Annotated in this window: 14 protein-coding genes; 7 read left to right on the top strand and 7 right to left on the bottom strand. The window is 61.0% G+C overall.

Annotation, left to right across the window (positions count from 1 at the left end; all coding sequences use genetic code 11):
* On the top strand, nucleotides 1-297 hold a 297-nt coding region (locus tag J7J55_01195), incomplete at its 5' end, for a hypothetical protein (GenBank protein MCD6141323.1).
* Nucleotides 298-326: 29 nt separating this feature from the next.
* Here J7J55_01195 and J7J55_01190 read toward each other — a convergent pair.
* Nucleotides 327-1,451 (bottom strand): MFS transporter, encoded by a 1,125-nt coding sequence (locus J7J55_01190; protein ID MCD6141322.1) that lies wholly within the window; start codon nucleotides 1,449-1,451, stop codon nucleotides 327-329.
* A gap of 147 nt (nucleotides 1,452-1,598) precedes the next feature.
* Between J7J55_01190 and J7J55_01185 the strand changes: the two genes are divergently transcribed.
* The gene (locus J7J55_01185; protein ID MCD6141321.1) at nucleotides 1,599-2,780 is read left to right on the top strand and encodes an MFS transporter; all 1,182 of its coding nucleotides are present in this window, start codon (nucleotides 1,599-1,601) and stop codon (nucleotides 2,778-2,780) included.
* Here the strand turns inward: J7J55_01185 and J7J55_01180 are convergent.
* Nucleotides 2,761-3,570: a redoxin domain-containing protein gene (locus J7J55_01180; GenBank protein MCD6141320.1), complete on the bottom strand. Its 810-nt coding sequence runs from the start codon at nucleotides 3,568-3,570 to the stop codon at nucleotides 2,761-2,763. The genes J7J55_01185 and J7J55_01180 overlap by 20 nt on opposite strands.
* 169 nt (nucleotides 3,571-3,739) lie before the next feature.
* Between J7J55_01180 and J7J55_01175 the strand changes: the two genes are divergently transcribed.
* Entirely contained in the window at nucleotides 3,740-4,519 is a 780-nt protein-coding gene (locus J7J55_01175) for a right-handed parallel beta-helix repeat-containing protein (GenBank protein MCD6141319.1), read from the top strand.
* A 5-nt stretch (nucleotides 4,520-4,524) separates the two neighbouring features.
* Here J7J55_01175 and J7J55_01170 read toward each other — a convergent pair whose 3' ends face one another.
* From J7J55_01170 to J7J55_01155, 4 genes are all read right to left on the bottom strand, one after another.
* Nucleotides 4,525-5,553, bottom strand: a complete 1,029-nt coding sequence (locus J7J55_01170) for an ABC transporter permease (protein MCD6141318.1) — start codon at nucleotides 5,551-5,553, stop codon at nucleotides 4,525-4,527.
* A 16-nt stretch (nucleotides 5,554-5,569) separates the two neighbouring features.
* Nucleotides 5,570-6,484, bottom strand: coding sequence for an ABC transporter permease (locus J7J55_01165; GenBank protein MCD6141317.1), 915 nt, complete (start codon nucleotides 6,482-6,484; stop codon nucleotides 5,570-5,572).
* A 63-nt stretch (nucleotides 6,485-6,547) separates the two neighbouring features.
* A complete protein-coding gene (locus J7J55_01160; protein ID MCD6141316.1) occupies nucleotides 6,548-7,585 on the bottom strand; it encodes an ABC transporter permease in 1,038 nt (345 codons plus the stop codon).
* 80 nt (nucleotides 7,586-7,665) lie between these two features.
* Nucleotides 7,666-9,489: an ABC transporter substrate-binding protein gene (locus J7J55_01155; GenBank protein MCD6141315.1), complete on the bottom strand. Its 1,824-nt coding sequence runs from the start codon at nucleotides 9,487-9,489 to the stop codon at nucleotides 7,666-7,668.
* Nucleotides 9,490-9,732: 243 nt separating this feature from the next.
* On the opposite strand from J7J55_01155, the gene ade reads away from it, so the two are divergent.
* Both ade and J7J55_01145 read left to right on the top strand, forming a co-directional pair.
* Complete coding sequence (gene ade / locus J7J55_01150; GenBank protein MCD6141314.1) at nucleotides 9,733-11,529, top strand: adenine deaminase; 1,797 nt, start codon at nucleotides 9,733-9,735, stop codon at nucleotides 11,527-11,529.
* Nucleotides 11,530-11,631: 102 nt separating this feature from the next.
* The gene (locus J7J55_01145; protein ID MCD6141313.1) at nucleotides 11,632-12,648 is read left to right on the top strand and encodes a sigma-70 family RNA polymerase sigma factor; all 1,017 of its coding nucleotides are present in this window, start codon (nucleotides 11,632-11,634) and stop codon (nucleotides 12,646-12,648) included.
* On the opposite strand, the gene topA is transcribed toward J7J55_01145, so the two are convergent.
* Nucleotides 12,649-14,913, bottom strand: a complete 2,265-nt coding sequence (gene topA, locus J7J55_01140; protein MCD6141312.1) for a type I DNA topoisomerase — start codon at nucleotides 14,911-14,913, stop codon at nucleotides 12,649-12,651.
* A gap of 107 nt (nucleotides 14,914-15,020) precedes the next feature.
* Here topA and J7J55_01135 point away from each other — a divergent pair, with 107 nt between their 5' ends.
* Both J7J55_01135 and J7J55_01130 read left to right on the top strand, forming a co-directional pair.
* Nucleotides 15,021-16,334 (top strand): hypothetical protein, encoded by a 1,314-nt coding sequence (locus J7J55_01135; GenBank protein MCD6141311.1) that lies wholly within the window; start codon nucleotides 15,021-15,023, stop codon nucleotides 16,332-16,334.
* A gap of 98 nt (nucleotides 16,335-16,432) precedes the next feature.
* A partial coding sequence (locus J7J55_01130) for a nitronate monooxygenase (protein ID MCD6141310.1) occupies nucleotides 16,433-16,586 on the top strand: 154 nt, incomplete at its 3' end.

The following is a 16,586-nucleotide window of genomic DNA, read 5'->3' as shown; positions in this document are numbered from 1 at the left end:
ACCACCGCCGCGTTCGACCTCTCCGGCTGGATCGACCTGTCCGAGCTGCGGGACGGGGATGCGATCACCGTGACCGTGGAGGTTTCAGTGGCGGGAGGTCCGTTCAGAACCTGGAGCACTACGACATTCTCCGACCGACAGGACCGCGGGCTGAAGTACTTCACCGATTTCGCACGCGGGCTGGAGCAGGTGGTCGGGACACACGTGCGGATAACGCTCTCGCAGACCACGTCCGCCGACGGGTTTGCCACTCAGATCCCAATCTACTACCAGTTCATCGTCGAATCGCAGAATTGACCGCTCGGGCGGGGCAACCGCCCCGCCCGCTATTCCATCGGCTCGCGGTAGAGGAGAGCAAGTCCTGCTCCGACGAGAGGAAGGAAGGCGACCCCGGTCATCACGGGTACGAGACCGTACAGGTCGGCGAGCCAGCCGATCGGGGTGAGGAGGAGCCCTCCCACTCCCCAGGCGAACCCCATCACCAATCCGGAGACCAGGCCTGTCTTTCCCGGGAGGAGGCGTTGGGCGGCGACGATCCCGACCGGGGTGGAGCCGAACAGGAAGAAGCCGGCTAGCCCGAGGAAGATGAGCGAAAGCGCGGCCGGACCGTGCAAGAACAAAAGGAGGAACGGGAAGGAGAGGAGGAGAGAGCCGAACATGACCCACCGTGGCCCGATCCGATCGGAAAGCGCCCCACCGACGAATCCGCCCAATGCCCCGGCCAGGGAGAACAGGCTGATCCCGGCCCCGCCGAGGAGGGTCGAGGCGCCGCGCTGGGTTATCAGGACGGCGAGGAAGTTCCAGAACGATGTCCCAGCAAGGGAACGGAAGACGATCACGAGCCAGATGGCGATGAGCGCAGGCGGCAGCCCCCGCAGGTTGAACCGCTCCCGTGGCGGCGCGGTCGTCGGCCGATAGGCGGTGGTGTTGTTACTGATGGAAACAGCGATCAGCCCGACGGCGGCCAATCCAGGGAGGATCAGCCACGGGGTCCTCTCCAGACCAAGGGCGTTCACGTAGGGGACGATGATGAGCGGGGAGAGTGCCCCGCCGAGCGTCCCTCCGGCAGAGAAGAACGCCATCGCCAACCCCCGTTTTCCCCCTCCAGTGGTGGCGACGAGGGAGGCGTTCGCCGGATGGAACAGGGCGACTCCCAGCCCACCGACGGCGAGGAGCACAGCGAGCTGCCAGGAACTGTTCACCAAGCCGATCGAGCCCATCGCCAGGATAGCGATGATCGGGCCGACAACCGCAAGGATCGGGCGCTGCGCCCGATCGAGAAGGTAGCCAAGGACGGGTTGGGTGAGGGAGCCGCTCAGGATGCGGATCGTCCCCAACACCCCGGCCATGGCGAGGGAGAGGTCGAGCCGGTCGATCAGAAGCGGGAGGAGGGGAGCGAAGAAGCCCCCGAATCCGTCCGTGACCAGATGGCCGAGAAAAAGCGGGGTCACCCGCCGCCACGAGACTGCGCGTTCACGAACTCCTTCCTTGTTGGTCACGGGAAGGGATCATATCCCCCAAAAATCAGCCGGGCAAGGGGTGGACACGCACGCGACCATCGGCTATCTTAACCGGGACCAGACTGCATAAGGAGCCAGATGCGGAAAACGTTCATCAGCCTGTTCATCGCCGTGTCCGTCGCCATGATCGGGGTGGGGATCATCGCTCCGATCCTCCCCCTCTACGCCGAGACGTTCTCCGCCACCGGGGTATCGATCGGCCTTGTGATCGCAGCGTTCTCCCTATCTCGCAGCCTGCTCGGGCCGATCCTCGGTCGCATCTCCGACCGGATCGGGCGGAAGCGGATGCTCGTCGCTGGTCTGGCTGGGTATGCTGTCGTCTCCATCCTGTACGCCATCGCTTCGAGCTTGTGGCAGCTCGGCCTGTTTCGCCTCATCCAGGGAGGGGCGTCGGTGATGGTGACCCCGATCGCCCAGGCCTACATCGGGGACATCACCCCACCGGGGAAGGAGGGGCGGTACATGAACGGGTTCTACTCCGCGATGTTCCTCGGGATGGCGCTCGGCCCGCTCCTCGGCGGGAGCCTGAGTGCGGCATTCTCGTACCAAGCGGCGTTTTACGGGATGGGAGCGCTGAGCACGATCGCGCTCCTCCTCGTGGCTCGGACCGTTCCGGCTGACCACGCCCGGCGCGATGAGCGCTGTGCCGAGACGGAGATCGTCCCCCTGCGGGAGGTGATAAGCAACGACGGGGTAAAGGCGATCTGCATCTACGTCGCCACGCGCGGGTTCTGGCGGCAGGGGTTCAACACGTTCTATCCCCTGTTCGCGGCAGCGAGCGCCGGACTGGGGGAGGCGAGCATCGGGCTGGTCCTGTCGGTGTACATGCTCGGGGGAGGACTCCTTCAGATCCCGTTTGGATTCCTCGCCGACCGCTTCCCCCGCTTCCCTCAGATCATCCTCGGGAGCGTCGGCGCCCCTCTCCTCCTCCTCGCCGTCCCGTTCATCCATCGGGTGGGAGGGATCGTAGGGACGATGTTCGCGATCGGGGCGCTCTCGGCCCTGTCGCGGGCGTCGATCCTCGCGTTCCGCACCGAGCTCGGCCGGACGCACGGAATGGGGACCCTGGCCGGGTTGCAGGGATCGGCGTTCGCCGCCGGCCAGATGATCGGACCTCCTGCCTCCGGACTGATCGCCGATGCGTTCGGACTGTCCGCCGTCTTCCCGTTCGGGAGCGCCGTCGGCCTCATCGGATCAGGGCTCGTCCTCGTGTGGCTCCGCCGCTGGCGCCGGGGCGGGTTCACAGGAGTCCTTGGATGAGCTGGGCGTCGAGATCCATGGGATGGCCGACGTAGCGGATCACCCCCTGGCGGTCGATCAGGAACGTCCGTGGGATCCCAACGAGGGGGCTCGCCACCTTGTACAGCTTGGTGATCGGGCTTTCGTGCTTCCCTCCCGGTTCCCAGACGCTGATAAAGTCAGTGTAGCCGTTCGCGGCGAGGTAGTCGATCGTGTCCTGTTCGTCCTGATCGGTGCTCACCGCCACGACGACGAGCCCTTGGTCATGGTATTGATCGTAGAGGTCCTGCAGGTGGGGCATGCTCTTCTTGCACGGCGTGCACCACGCTCCCCAGAACTCGAGGATCACCACCTGACCGCGGTAGTCGGAGAGGGTGATCTCACCCCCATCGGTGGTATGGGCGGTGAAATCGGGAGCGGTCATTCCCACGCCCGTTCCGACCGGAGGCGGAGCGAAGCTCACCGTGATCGTGATCGAATCAGTCCCTTGATGCCCCTCGCCATCCGTTACCGTGAGGGTGGCGGTGAACACACCGGCGTTCTCGTAGGTGTGGTGAACGACAACGCCGAGGTCGGTCCCGGTCGCTGGTGGGGTTCCGTCGCCAAAGTCGAGGGTGTAGTGCACGATTATCCCCGGCGGAATATCGGAATGGGACAGGTCAAACGGCACCTCGAGCGGCGCCTGCCCGTTCGTCACCGCCGCATCCAACGCGACGCGCGGCGCCTCTCCGGTACAGCCGAACAGCCCCCACAGCATGGCGGAAAGCCCGACCAGGACCAACAACCACCGGCGCGGATTACGATTATTCATCATTCCCCCTTTCATCACTGCAGCCTATCCGCTCCGAAGACGAAATGAAACGAACCCCGACCGCAACTGTGCGGACATGCTTTACGCCCCAGCGCAGTTCATCTGTCCCCTTGATTCCGGCATCGTACGAGTGCTAGGATCGTTCGTGAACAAAGCGAGGAGGTGCACGATGAAACAGATGCTTTTTATCCCGACATTGATCGCTCTGCTCCTCATACACGCAGTCGGGTTTGCGGCCACTGAGCATGATCCGATCACCATCTCCGCGCCCGGCGACCTGATCCGAACGAACGGGATTACCGAGGGAAGCGGGACGGAATCCGATCCTTTCATAATCGCGGATTGGGTAATCGACGGGAGCACAACCGGTTATGGAATCGTGATCACCGGGGTCAAGGCGTACATCTTGATCAGGGATGTGATGGTGCAGAGCGCATCTCGTGTCGGAATCGAAGTGATCAACAGCCCACATGTCGCGTTAGAGGGGTGCGAGTTCCACGCCGATGCTCTCGGGCTCTCCCTCAAGGATCTATCCGGAGCGCGGGTGCGGAAGTGTCGGTTTCTCGACTGTACCGGGATGGGGATCCGAATGTCGCACTGCCGCGGGAGCACCATAATCGGGAATGAGTTCTCGGGTCGGAACAGCGGGATCGTGATCATGGACAGTTCTACGTCCAACCTGATCGTCGAGAACTCGTTCCGCGGCCGTGCCGGTCTTTCTCTGTACCTTGGGAGCGGCGGAAACCGCATCTTCCACAACAACTTCTTCGAAGCGGTGGTGATGGACTCCGGTTACAACGTGTGGGACAACGGAAGCGAAGGGAACTTCTGGGGAAAACAATACCACGGACGGGACAGAAACAGCGACGGGATCGGCGACACCCCGCATAAGATCCAGGGGGGATACAACTACGATCGCCACCCATTGATGGCGCCGTGGAACAAGTGAGGGCGTTATTGGAGCTTTACCCGCGGATCGAGGTACGCGTACAGGATGTCGATCACCAGGTTTGTCACCACAAGGAGCAACCCATTGAACATAGCGAACCCAAGGATGGCGGCGAAGTCGAGCTGCTGTGCGGCACGGACGGCGAACAGCCCCAACCCGTGGTAGTTGAATATCGTCTCCACTATCACCACGCCGTTGATCAGCCCGGCGACCGTCAGCCCAGCGAGGGTGACCACCGGGAGCATCGCGTTCCGCCGGGCGTGCTTCTTGATCACCACTTGCTCCGGCAGCCCCTTGGCCCGTGCGGTGGTGATGTAATCCTGTCTCAGGGTCTCGAGCATCGAAGAGCGCATGACCCGTAGGATCAACGCCCAGGAGACATAAGAGAGGGTGATCACCGGAAGGACCATATGGCGGATGGCATCGAGGAACACCGCCCAATTGCCGTTCAGAATCGCATCGAACGTGTTCATCCCGGTGTACCGAATGAACTCCGGGCTGTTGACAATCCGGTCAGCCCAGATGCTCAGCCGCCCGGCTGGGAACCACTTGTATAGAAGCATCAAAACCAGCAGTCCGAACACGAAGGTGGGAAAAGACCAACCCGTTAACGCCATTACCCGCGTAGCGTGATCGATCGGGTCGTTATGGTGGACTGCGGAAATGGTGCCGAGCCAGATGCTCCCCATGATCATGGGAAGGATTGCATACAGTGCGAGCTCGGTCGATGCCGGAAGGAAGCGGAGTATCGCGCGATCGACTGGCATGTTCGCTGATTCGGAATACCCGAGGTTACCATGAAGCACGTTGTTCAACCAACGGCCGTATTGGACCCATATTGGGTCGTCCAGCCCGTATTTGTGTGCCAACTGGCGCAGTACTTCCGTGCCTTGTTTCAGCTGAGCCGGATCGCGCACGTAAGTGCTCAAGCGTTGGTTAGGTCCAAGCAGCTGGAGAAAACCGAAAATGACGAACGTAAGTCCAAGCAATACCCATGGAACAAGCAAGAGCCGCCGCAGGATGTAGCTCAGCATTTCCGCCCCGCTCCGGCTATGCCTTCCTCCCCCTCATGCGTGGGTCGAGCACATCCCGCAATGCGTCTCCAAGGAGGTTCCAACCCAGGCAGAAGAACAGGATGGCGGCACCAGGATAGATAACGGTGTACCAGTACTGCAACGGGTTACCCTGCCCACCAAGGATCCAGTTGCGGGCAAAGCTGATCATCTGGCCCCAGTCGGCATATCCGGGCTCGGCTCCGACCCCGAGGAAGCTGAGCGCAGCTGCGGTCAACACCATGGAACCGATGTCCATCGACGCCTGTACGAGGATCGGATAAATGGCATTCGGAAGGACATGTCGAAGGACTATCCGTGCGTCGTTTGCTCCTATTGCCCGCGCGGATTCTACGTAAGCTAATTCTCTTATACTTAGTATTTCACTTCTAATAACGCGCGCATAGCTCATCCATCCAAATACAATCAATGCAACGATAACTTTATCGAGCCCCTTCCCGAGAATCGTAGTCAAGACCATTGCAGCAACGAGGAACGGGAACGACATGAATATATCAGTGATTCGCATTACAATTTCATCAATCAGGCCTCCATAATAAGCGGAGAAGGAGCCGATGACGATTCCAATCCCAGCAGCCGCTCCTACGACCACCAGTCCCACGTAGAACGCGGTTCGCGTCCCCCAAATGATGCCGTAGTAGATATCGTACTGTCCCTCGGTCGTTCCAAACGGATGTTCCGGACTCGGCGGCTTGGGGATAGCGCTGTAACCGGAACGGGGGATCTGATACGGGCGACTCGGGCGGGCCGGAGGGGCAAGAACTGGAGCGAGGATTGCAATCACCGCGAAGAATATTACAAGAGCAAAGCCGGCAACGGAAATCGGATTCTTGAGGAGCTTGCGCAGGATCTTCGAGCGGTAAATTCGCACCGGAATCAGGACAAACCACATCACGAGCGAGAAGAGTTTCCCGTGCGTTTCGGTTTCAGCTTTGTTATACATTTCCTTCGCCCCCTAACCCAGTTTTACCCGAGGATCGATGTACGCATAAAGGAGATCGACGATCAAATTGGTAAGGATCATCAGCATACCAGTAAACAGGGCAAATCCGATGATCGCCGAGAAATCAAGCTGCTGCGCCGCCTGGACGGCAAACAATCCTAGTCCGTGGTAGTTAAAGATCGTTTCTGTGATCACCACTCCGCGGAGGAGCCCAGCGACCATCACTCCGGCGATCGTAATCACCGGGAGGAGGGCGTTCGCCCGGGCGTGCTTTTTGATCACCACTCGCTCCGCCACCCCCTTGGCACGGGCGGTGGTGATGTAATCCTGTCTCAGGGTCTCAAGCATGGAGGAACGCATAACACGCAAGAGGAGCGCCCACTGGACGTACGCGAGGGTGAACACCGGGAGAATGAGATGCCGGAGGGTATCGCCCAACACAGCAAGGTTACCGTTGAGAATAGCGTCGATTGCGTTCATCCCGGTGTAACGCACGAACTGCGGTGAGTCCACGATGCGCGCGGCCCAGTTGCTCAGCTCGCCCGAGGGGAACCACCCCAGCCACCCATAGAATATCATCAACAACAGGAGCCCCATCACGAATGTAGGAAGTGACCACCCGGTCAGAGCCATTATTCGCGTAGTATGATCGATCAACCCATTGTGATGGACAGCGGACACCATCCCAAGCCATATCCCTCCGAAAACCACCGGGATTGCAGCGAACAGGGCAAGCTGCGCCGTGGCGGGCAGGAATCGCATGATCGCTTTAGTTACCTCCATGTTCGCCGATTCCGAGTACCCGAGATTGCCGTGGATAACGTTGTTCAACCAACGGCCGTACTGGACCCAAATCGGATCGTTCAGCCCGTACTTGTCCATCAGTTGTTTCAGCACCTCAGGCCCCTGTTTCAATTGTGCCGGATCGCGTACATACGTGCTTAAGCGATCGTACGGGCTGAGGAGCTGCATCATGCCGAAGATCAATAAAGAAAGCCCGATAAGGACAATAGGGAGCAAAAACAACCGCCTGATAATGTAGGCAATCATAATCTAAATCCGCCCTCTCCCCTCGTTTGATGAGGGGGCGAGTGATCATCCACTCGCCCCCATTGAAGTTCAGTTAAGGATTAGTCTTCCGACTTCGACAGGGAGTAGAAGTCGGTCCCCGGGCGCATCGGGTTGTAGTACCAACCCTTGACCCAGGTCCGCTCTACGTGTACACCCGTCGCCTGTACTGGGAAGATGTCGATCGCGTAGTCGTACGCGAGCTTCTGCAGCTCAGCGTAGGTGGCACGGCGATCCTCCGGGGCGAGCTGGGTGATTCCCTTCTCGATTAACGGATCGAACTTCTCCTTTGCCAGGTTGACCAACGCGTCACCCTGGAACCCCATGAACGTACCCGTACTGCTCATGTACGGCGACACGAAGTTATGCGGGTCAGGGTAGTCAGCCAGCCATCCGAGCATGTACACTGGCATCTGTCCGCCGACCAACGCGTCGAGGAACGACGACCACTGCACACCGACCACGTCGATGTGGAACTTCGGGTTCAGTGACTCGATGTTGTCCCGCAGGATCTCAAGTGCGGTCTTCCGCTGGTCGTTACCCGAGTTGTACACCGCGGTCATCTTGAACCCCTTTGCCCATACCTGACCATCGTAGGCTTTCTTGAAGTACTCTTCTGCCTTGGCGAGGTCGTAGGTGTAGACCGGGGAATTCTCCGGGTAGTATGCCAGGCCCTTCACGATCGGACCGGTCGGCTGAATCGCCTGGCCGAGCCATGCCTCGTCGATGTAGGTCTGGTAGTCGAACGCGTAGCAGAACGCCTTGCGCACGTTGACGTCAGCAAAGAAGTCAAGCGGGATCCCGTTCCCGTCGAGCTGACCACTACCGACGTACTTGCTACCTTCGGTCACACCGGAGTTGAAGAAGACGACGGCGTTGGAAAGGGTGGGAAGCCCGGTGATTATCCGCACTCCGTCCATTCCCTCGACCTGGGACAGGTACTGGCGCGGGACGTAAACGATATCGGCATCGCCCGACTCGAGCATCAGCCGGCGGGTGCCCCACTCCTCAACTGTCTTGATGACAGCGTGCTTAATCTTAGGAGCACCGGCCCAATAGTCGTCGAACGCCTCCATGGTCACTTCCACTCCCGGATCCCACTTGGTCAGGATGTAGGGTCCGGAACCCATCTCCGAGTCGTACAGCGGATCGTTCTCCCGCTCCGGGTCGTGGTAGTTCTGCCAAGTCGTTGCCTTGCCATCCCACGCCCCCTTGGAGATCGCCCACGCCTTGCTGTAGATCGCCGACCAGCTCGCACCATGGGTCAGGATCTGCAGGATCGGAGGATACGGCTTGGGGAGCTTGAACTCGACGATGTTCCCCGGCTTAACCTCCACCGCCGGGTCGACCCACTCGTCGTACACCTTCTTCAGGATCTCCGGCGGGACCTTGGAGAAATCGTCCACCCCGGCCAGGTCCTTGGCGCAGTCCTCGATCGACCCGTACTTGATCCCGCTGAACGGCTCCCAGAACATCCAGGACGGGCCACCCGAGCGGTCGAAGATCATCGCCCGCTCGATGCAGTACTCTACGTCCTCCGGGGTAAGCTCAGTACCGTCGTGGAACTTCACTCCCTTGCGGATCGGGACGTCGATATAGGTCGTCCCGTCCGGGGCCTGAGTGATCAAACCATTATCAAGGGTTGGGACAACCGTAGCGAGCATCGGGAGGAGCTTCTCCGTGCTTTCGCCATCGTACTGGAACAGGTTGTCCATCGTGTTCCAGATGACCTCACCGCTCGCAGTGTCATAGCACCACGCTGGGTCCATCGTGTTCTGGTCCCCGATTGTAGCGACGACGAGGGTATCGGGGTTCTTCACCGCCGCCACCGCCATCAACCCAAGGACCAACACGAACACGAGGCCGATTAACCAAACTTTTTTCACTGTTTCTCCCTCCTTGCCCGAGGGTGCGGCTCCGAATCGATCAACCACACCGCTCGAAAGCTTTTAGTTTCACCGACTGTCGGCCTGAACCGCAGCCGGCCCTCTGTTTCGACCTAGTGGATTGGCGAAACGAGTATACTTTCAGAATGCGCTTGCGTCAAGCTGCGTCTCGATATCATTTGCAACGCTTTCCTTTCCCCGCTTTTCCGGTAGAATAGGCGGGTGCAAAAAAGGAGGGCATCGATGCGGAAAAGGATCCCGCTTTATGAGGTAACTCGGGAACTCGCGGCTGTGGCGATGGGGCGCCGCCCCGCTACGTTGGTCATTCGGGACGGCCGCTGGGTGAACGTCTGCTCGGGGGAGATCATCGATCATACCGATATCGCTGTGTATGCAGGGAGGATCGCGTACTGCGGTCCAGACGCATCCCCGCTGATCGGGGAGGAGACAACGGTGGTGAAGGCAGCCGGACGGTACCTCGTCCCCGGTCTCCTCGATGCTCACATGCATGTGGAAAGCTCGATGCTCACCGTGACCCAGTTCACTCGCGCCGTCCTCCCACACGGGACGACCGGTGCGTTTATCGACCCCCACGAGATCGCAAACGTGCTCGGCCTGCCCGGGGTGAAGCTGATGGCAGATGAAGCCCGAACCGTTCCGCTGGCGATCTACGTGCAAGTCCCGTCCTGCGTTCCTGCTGCACCAGGGTTCGAGACGACCGGGGGAGAGATCGGTCCGACCGAGGTGGAAGAGGCCCTCACCTGGCCGAACGTGATCGGGCTCGGTGAGGTGATGAACTACACGGGAGTCGCGGCCGGCGACGAGAAGCTGCACGCCGAGATCGCGGCGACGCTTCGCGCCGGTAAGACCGTGTGCGGGCACTATGCCTCCCCAGAGCTCGGGGCGGGATTTCACGCCTACGCCGCTGCTGGGCCGAGCGACGATCATGAGGGGAGGACCGCTGCGGATGCGATCGCACGCGTGCGTCAGGGGATGATCGCGTTCCTCCGCCAGGGCTCGGCCTGGCACGATCTCGTCGCTCAACTATCCGCGGTGACTGAATCCGGGATCGACCCACACCGGGTCGCATTGTGCACCGACGATCGTCACCCCGGTACCTTAGTAACGGATGGCCACATGGACGACGTCGTCCGCCTTGCGATCAAGAGCGGCCTCCCGCCGATCACCGCGATCCAGATGGCGACCCTGAACACAGCCGAGCACTTCAAGGTATCGCACGACGTCGGCTGCATCGCCCCGGGGCGGTTTGCCGACATCATCATCACATCCGACTTGAAGAGCCTCCCGATCGAGCTCGTGCTCGCCGATGGAGCGGTGGTTGCCGCCGATGGGAAACTCACGGTCGAGATCACCCCGCCCGCCTATCCCCCGGAAGCGCGGGACAGCGTTCACCTCGCTCGCTCCCTCACCCCGGCCGATTTCGAGGTCGATGCCCCGATTGATTCCGGAACTGTGGCCGCTCGCGCGATCGGGGTGGTGGAGAACCAGGTGATCACGAACGCGCGGACGGTGGAGCTCCCGGTGGAGGACGGAAAGGTCAGACTTCCTACCGACGGGGATCTCGCGTTCCTTGCGGTCGTCGAGCGGCACCACCGAAGCGGGAGGATCGGCCACGGATTCGTATCCGGGTTCGGGCTCTCCCCGCGCTGCGCCCTGGCGAGCACCGTATCCCACGACTCCCACAACCTCCTGATCATGGGGACCGATCCAAATGCAATGGCGCAAGCCGGGAACCGGGTGGCGGAGATGGGAGGCGGTGTCTGCCTCGTCCGCGGGAATGAGGTCCTGGCCGAGATCCCGCTTCCGATTGCAGGGCTGATGTCTTCCGCACCGGCCGAGGAGGTGGCGGCACAGGCGGAGCGACTCCACCGCGGACTTGAGGAGTGCGGCTGCCGGTTGAACAACGCGTTCATGACCTTCTCCCTTCTTGCGCTCCCGGTGATCCCTGAGCTGCGCCTGACCGACCGCGGCCTGGTGGATACGAAAGCCCAGAAATTTGTGCCGCTTTTCTTGACTTGATCGTCGGTTCCGGGTTACTTCACTTTTTCGCAAAAGTGTGCTATACTAAGGGCGGAGACTGAGGGAACAGAAATCATTGGTAGTTAAGTTTATCAAGAACTGATGACGAATCGGGGGCCCCTCGGGCTGCCCGATTCTGTCTGGGTAATCCCCGATGGGGCTTTCAGGAGGAAAGAGGAGATGAAGGAAAACAAGGCGACGATCAACCTTAAGGGGAACCTGAGCACCGCCCCGGAGCCGGAGCACAAGGCGGAGCCGGAGCGTCGGTCGCGATCGGATAACCCGATCCGTACCTACTTCGGCGAGATCAGCCGCGTCCCTCTCCTCACCCGGGAGGACGAGGTCCGTCTCGCCAAGCGGATCGAGGCCGGGGACAAGCGTGCCAAGGAGGAGCTCGCCGAGGCGAACCTCCGCCTCGTCGTTTCGATCGCCAAGAAGTACCGTGGCTGCGGGCTCCCGTTCCTCGACCTGATCCAGGAAGGGAACCTCGGGTTGATGAAGGCGATCGAGAAGTTCGACTACACCAAGGGATACAAGTTCTCCACCTACGCGACGTGGTGGATTCGGCAGGCGATCCTGCGCGCGATCACCAACCGGTCGCGCACGATCCGCGTTCCCACCCACATCAACGAGCTGATCCGCAAGATCTACCAGGTCGAGCGGAGCCACATGAAGGAGTACGGGGAGGCCCCGACCCCGGAGGAGCTCGCCGACGAGCTCGACACCACGGTGGAGAACATCATCAAGGCGAAGAAGACGGCCCAGAGCATGACCTCGCTCGATATGCCGATCGGCTACGACGACGACGGCTCGGTCCTCGGCGATTTCATCGCCGACCGCACCGCCGAGTCGCCGGAGAAGGAGACGTTCGAGCACCTGCTCGTCCAGGAGCTGGAGAAGGCACTCGACGAGCGGCTGACCGAGCGCGAACGACGGATCCTCGAGCTCCGCTACGGGCTGAACGACTACCAGCCGCGCACCCTGGACGAAGTCGGGCTTGAGTTCGGAATCAGTCGCGAGCGGGTCCGCCAGATCCAGAAAGAGGCGCTTGCCAAGCTGCAGGACTCCGATCTCCGGAAGCGGCTGGAGTGGTTCAAGCTCCTCGCCGAGAAGGCGTAATCAGGGCTCAATCGGCTCCTCGTAGGCGCATTCCTTGTTGGTGCACTTGAGCTTGCCGCCCTTCTCCACCAGCACCCCAGCGCCGCAGCTCGGGCAGACCTTTACCGGCCGCTCGGAGACGGCGAACCGGCATTTGGGATAATTGCTGCAGCTGTAGAACGTGCGCCGCGTTTTGGTCGAATACTTCTCGACGAGTACCCCTTCCCCGCACTTCGGGCAGGGAACTCCGGTCGAGACCGGGGCGGTCTTCCCGCATTCGGGGTTGGTGCACTTGTAGTAGCGGCCGTAGCGGCCGGTGCGAAGCTCCATCGGCGCGCCGCACTCCGGACAGGGGATCGTCTGCGCGTCCTTCGCCGCGTACTCGGCGAGCGCCTCGCGCACGATCAGCTTCCCGTCGATGTACTTGTAGGGAAGATCGGGTGGGAGGTTGACCGTGTTCTTGCACTCCGGGTAGTTGGAGCAGCCGAGGAAATACGTCCCCTTCCAGTAGCGGAGTTCCATCGGCGCCCCGCACTTATCGCAATTCAGGTCGCTCATCACCCGGAACGGCCGCTTCCCCCCGTTCCCGAGGACCGATTCCAGGGCGGAAAGCCGGGCGGAGAACGGGGCGTAGAACTCGCGGAGGGCATCGAGCCGCGTGAGGGTCCCCTCTTCGATCCGATCGAGGTCGTCCTCCATATGCGCGGTGAACTTCGGCTCGACCGTCTCGGCGAAGTAGCGCTTGAGAAAATCGACGACGACCTGACCGAGGAGGGTGGGACGGAGGCTCCCCCGCTCCTTCACCGCGTAGCCCCGCTCCTGGATCACCGAGATGATCGAGGCGTACGTGCTCGGCCGGCCGACTCCCTCCTTCTCGAGGAGGTTGACCAACCCGGCCTCGGAATAACGACGGGGCGGTTCGGTGAACTTCTGCACCTTCTCGATTTTCACCAGCTTCAGGGCCTCACCCTGACGCAGCCCGCTCGGGATCTCCTGCTCATCCTTCTTTTTCGGTTCGGGGAAGAGTTTGAGAAACCCGGGGAAGACGAGGGTGCTCCCGGCCGCCTCGAGGATGTAATCCCCGGCCTGGACGATCACCTTCCGCTGGCGATAGACGGCCGGAGCCATCTGCGTCGCCAGGAAACGGTTGTAGATCAGGGTATAGAGCTTCCGCTGGTCCGGGGATAGATAAGGGGCGACCGTCTCTGGGGTCCGCGCTGGGTCGGTCGGCCGGATCGCCTCGTGCGCGTCTTGGGAGCGCTTCTTGTTCCGGTAGCGACGCGGCTTCTCTGCGAGATACTCCTTGCCGAAGTTCCTCTCGATCAGCTTCCGCGCCTGCCCGATCGCCTCGTCCGACATCCGGACGGAATCGGTACGCATGTAGGTGATCAGTCCGGTCGTCCCATCCGGAAGGGCGACCCCTTCGTACAACTCCTGGGCAACCCGCATCGTCCGCTTGGGAGAGAACCCGAGGGTCGATGAAGCCGCCTGCTGCATCGAGCTCGTGATGAACGGGGGCGGCGGCTGGCGGAGTCGCTCCTTCTCCTCCACCGCCTTGACCGCGATCCGTGCGGCCCGAAGCTCGGCTTCAACCGCTTCTGCCTCCCCTGCCGATCGAACCACGAACTTCTTCCCATCCTTCTTGGTAAGGGATGCGACGAACGTACCGGAATCGCTCAATTCGACGCTGATCTCCCAGTACTCCTTGGGGACGAAGCTCGCTATCTCGGCCTCGCGGTCGCATAGGAAGCGGAGCGCGACCGACTGCACTCTCCCGGCCGACAGTCCCTCGTACTTGCTCCCGGCGATGATGCGGGAGAGGAGCGGGCTCACCTGATAGCCGACGAGACGATCGAGGATCCGCCGCGTGCGCTGCGCTTCCACCTTGTTCAAATCGATTTGAGACGGGGATTTCAATGCCTCGAGGATCACCCGCTTTGTGATCTCGTTGAACACCGGCCGGGAGAACGCGGACTCGTCCGGGACGACGCGCTTCAGGATCGTGTAAAGGTCATAGGCGATCGCTTCCCCCTCGCGATCGTGGTCAGTGGCAAGGTAGATCGCCTGTGCTCCCTTCGCCGCATCGCGCAGCAGCTTCACCTGCTTGGTGCGCTTGGTCTCGAACTTGGGGGTGAAGTCGTTCTCGATATCCACCCCCAGGTCTTTCTTCGGCAGGTCGCGCACGTGCCCCTGGGAGGAGAGGACGAGGTACTCCTTCCCCAAAAACGCACTGATCGTACGCGCCTTGGTCGGCGATTCGACAATGATCAGCTTCTTCAATCCCAAAACCCCCTTCACGGATCGGCTCATTATACAGGGGAGCGCCGAGAAGTCGAACCGGACTTAAAACCGGTACCGATTACGGGTAGAATACCGGGCGGAAAGGAGAGGAGATGCGCTACGTGGTCATCGAAGGGTTGCCTGCGCTCGGGAAGAGCGAGGCGCTGGCGTTGCTCGCCCGGTTCTACCCCGAGCGAGTGGCCGTATTCCCGGAGCTGGTGAAGGAGGTGGCCGAACGGGAGAAGATCGACATCTTCGCGGAGCGGGAACGGCTCACCGCAGCGCTCATCGCCGCTCTCCCGCGCAGGCAGGCGGCAATCGAGGCTGCGATCGCCGCCGGGAAGCTCTGTCTCGAGGAGTCACACCTCGGGGTTCACCTCGCCTACGCCCAGGCACTCGGGGACACCGGGTTCGTAGAGGCATACGATGAAATCGAGGACTCTCTCCTTTCCCCCGACCTATACATCCGGCTCGCTGCCCCGATCGAGGTTTCGATCGCCCGGCAGAACGGGCGAAATACGCCCGAGTACTTCATCGATGCGGAGACCCTGGGACGGATGCTCTCCCGCCTCGATGCCTGGCATATCGCCCGGCGTACCCGGCTTGTCACGGTCGACGCCGACCGCGACCCGGCTGAATTCATCGCGGAGCTGGAACAGATACTCGGGCTCGGGTACGTCAGCGGTGAGGTGCGGGTAGACGATGTGTTCCCGCTCCTTCTCCTCCTCGGCCGGCCGGCGAGCGGAAAGAGCGAGTTCATCGACTTCATGAAGAAAACACCCCTCTCGCAGCGGGCGACGCGCTATCACATCGGGAACATCCGCGTGATCGACGATTTCCCCATCCTGTGGGAGAAGTTTATCGAAGACGATATCTGGGAGAAGCTCGGGCGGGGAAGGCTCCACTCCCGTCCGGCGGACGGAAACTACGCGGTGGTGGACCCGCTGATGTGGGCCTTCCTGACAGAAAAGTTGGACATTGCGGTACGAAGCGCAATGCGCGAGTCCGGCCCGGGAGACACCCTCATAGTCGAGTTTTCCCGCGGTCGGGAGCACGGATACCGCGAGGCATTGACGCATCTGTCACCTGAGGTGTTGAGAAACGCAGCGATCCTGTACATCGACGTCTCGTTCGCGGAGTCGACCCGGAGGAACCGCGCCCGGTACGACGAGGCGGCCCGCGATTCGATCCTCACCCATTCCGTCCCGGGGGAAGAAATGGAAGAGACCTATAAAACAGACGACTGGAAGGTGATCGCGCCGGAGCCGCATGGGAAGCTTACGATAAACGGGATCGATGTTCCCTATGTGACCATGAAAAACGAACCCGAATTGACCGATCCCGTCCTCCTCGACAAGCGGTACGGAGCGGCTCTTTCTTGCCTTGCGGAGAATTCACTGGCAGATATTGACGACACCGATGGCTGAGCTGTAGCATTATGTACGTGATTAATGGAAGGTATGTGAATATCAGAGTGAATGGCGAGATAGGTACAAGGAAGTGATCCTTCGTGAACCCAGCAAAGATACCAAGCCTGAAAATAGGAGACATTGAAGCGAGGATACCGATCGTTCAAGGGGGGATGAGCGTCGGGATCTCTTTGTCCGGCTTGGCAGCAGCAGTAGCCAATGAGGGAGGGATTGGGGTCATCGGAGCTGCCGGCATCGGGATGCTTGAAC

Source organism: Candidatus Bipolaricaulota bacterium (genome assembly GCA_021159055.1).
Classification (GTDB): Bacteria; Bipolaricaulota; Bipolaricaulia; order UBA7950; family UBA9294; genus S016-54.
The sequence above is the reverse complement of the archived record's forward strand: the minus strand, read 5'-3'. Positions and strand labels throughout refer to the sequence as shown.

Excerpts from the sequence above, each read along its gene's own strand:
- J7J55_01185 (MCD6141321.1), top strand. The coding sequence starts at position 1,599 with ATGCGGAAAACGTTCATCAGCCTGTTCATCGCCGTGTCCGTCGCCATG.
- J7J55_01180 (MCD6141320.1), bottom strand. The coding sequence starts at position 3,570 with ATGAATAATCGTAATCCGCGCCGGTGGTTGTTGGTCCTGGTCGGGCTT.
- J7J55_01175 (MCD6141319.1), top strand. The coding sequence starts at position 3,740 with ATGAAACAGATGCTTTTTATCCCGACATTGATCGCTCTGCTCCTCATA.
- J7J55_01170 (MCD6141318.1), bottom strand. The coding sequence starts at position 5,553 with ATGCTGAGCTACATCCTGCGGCGGCTCTTGCTTGTTCCATGGGTATTG.
- J7J55_01165 (MCD6141317.1), bottom strand. The coding sequence starts at position 6,484 with ATGTGGTTTGTCCTGATTCCGGTGCGAATTTACCGCTCGAAGATCCTG.
- J7J55_01160 (MCD6141316.1), bottom strand. The coding sequence starts at position 7,585 with ATGATTGCCTACATTATCAGGCGGTTGTTTTTGCTCCCTATTGTCCTT.
- ade (MCD6141314.1), top strand. The coding sequence starts at position 9,733 with ATGCGGAAAAGGATCCCGCTTTATGAGGTAACTCGGGAACTCGCGGCT.
- J7J55_01145 (MCD6141313.1), top strand. The coding sequence starts at position 11,632 with ATGACGAATCGGGGGCCCCTCGGGCTGCCCGATTCTGTCTGGGTAATC.
- J7J55_01135 (MCD6141311.1), top strand. The coding sequence starts at position 15,021 with ATGCGCTACGTGGTCATCGAAGGGTTGCCTGCGCTCGGGAAGAGCGAG.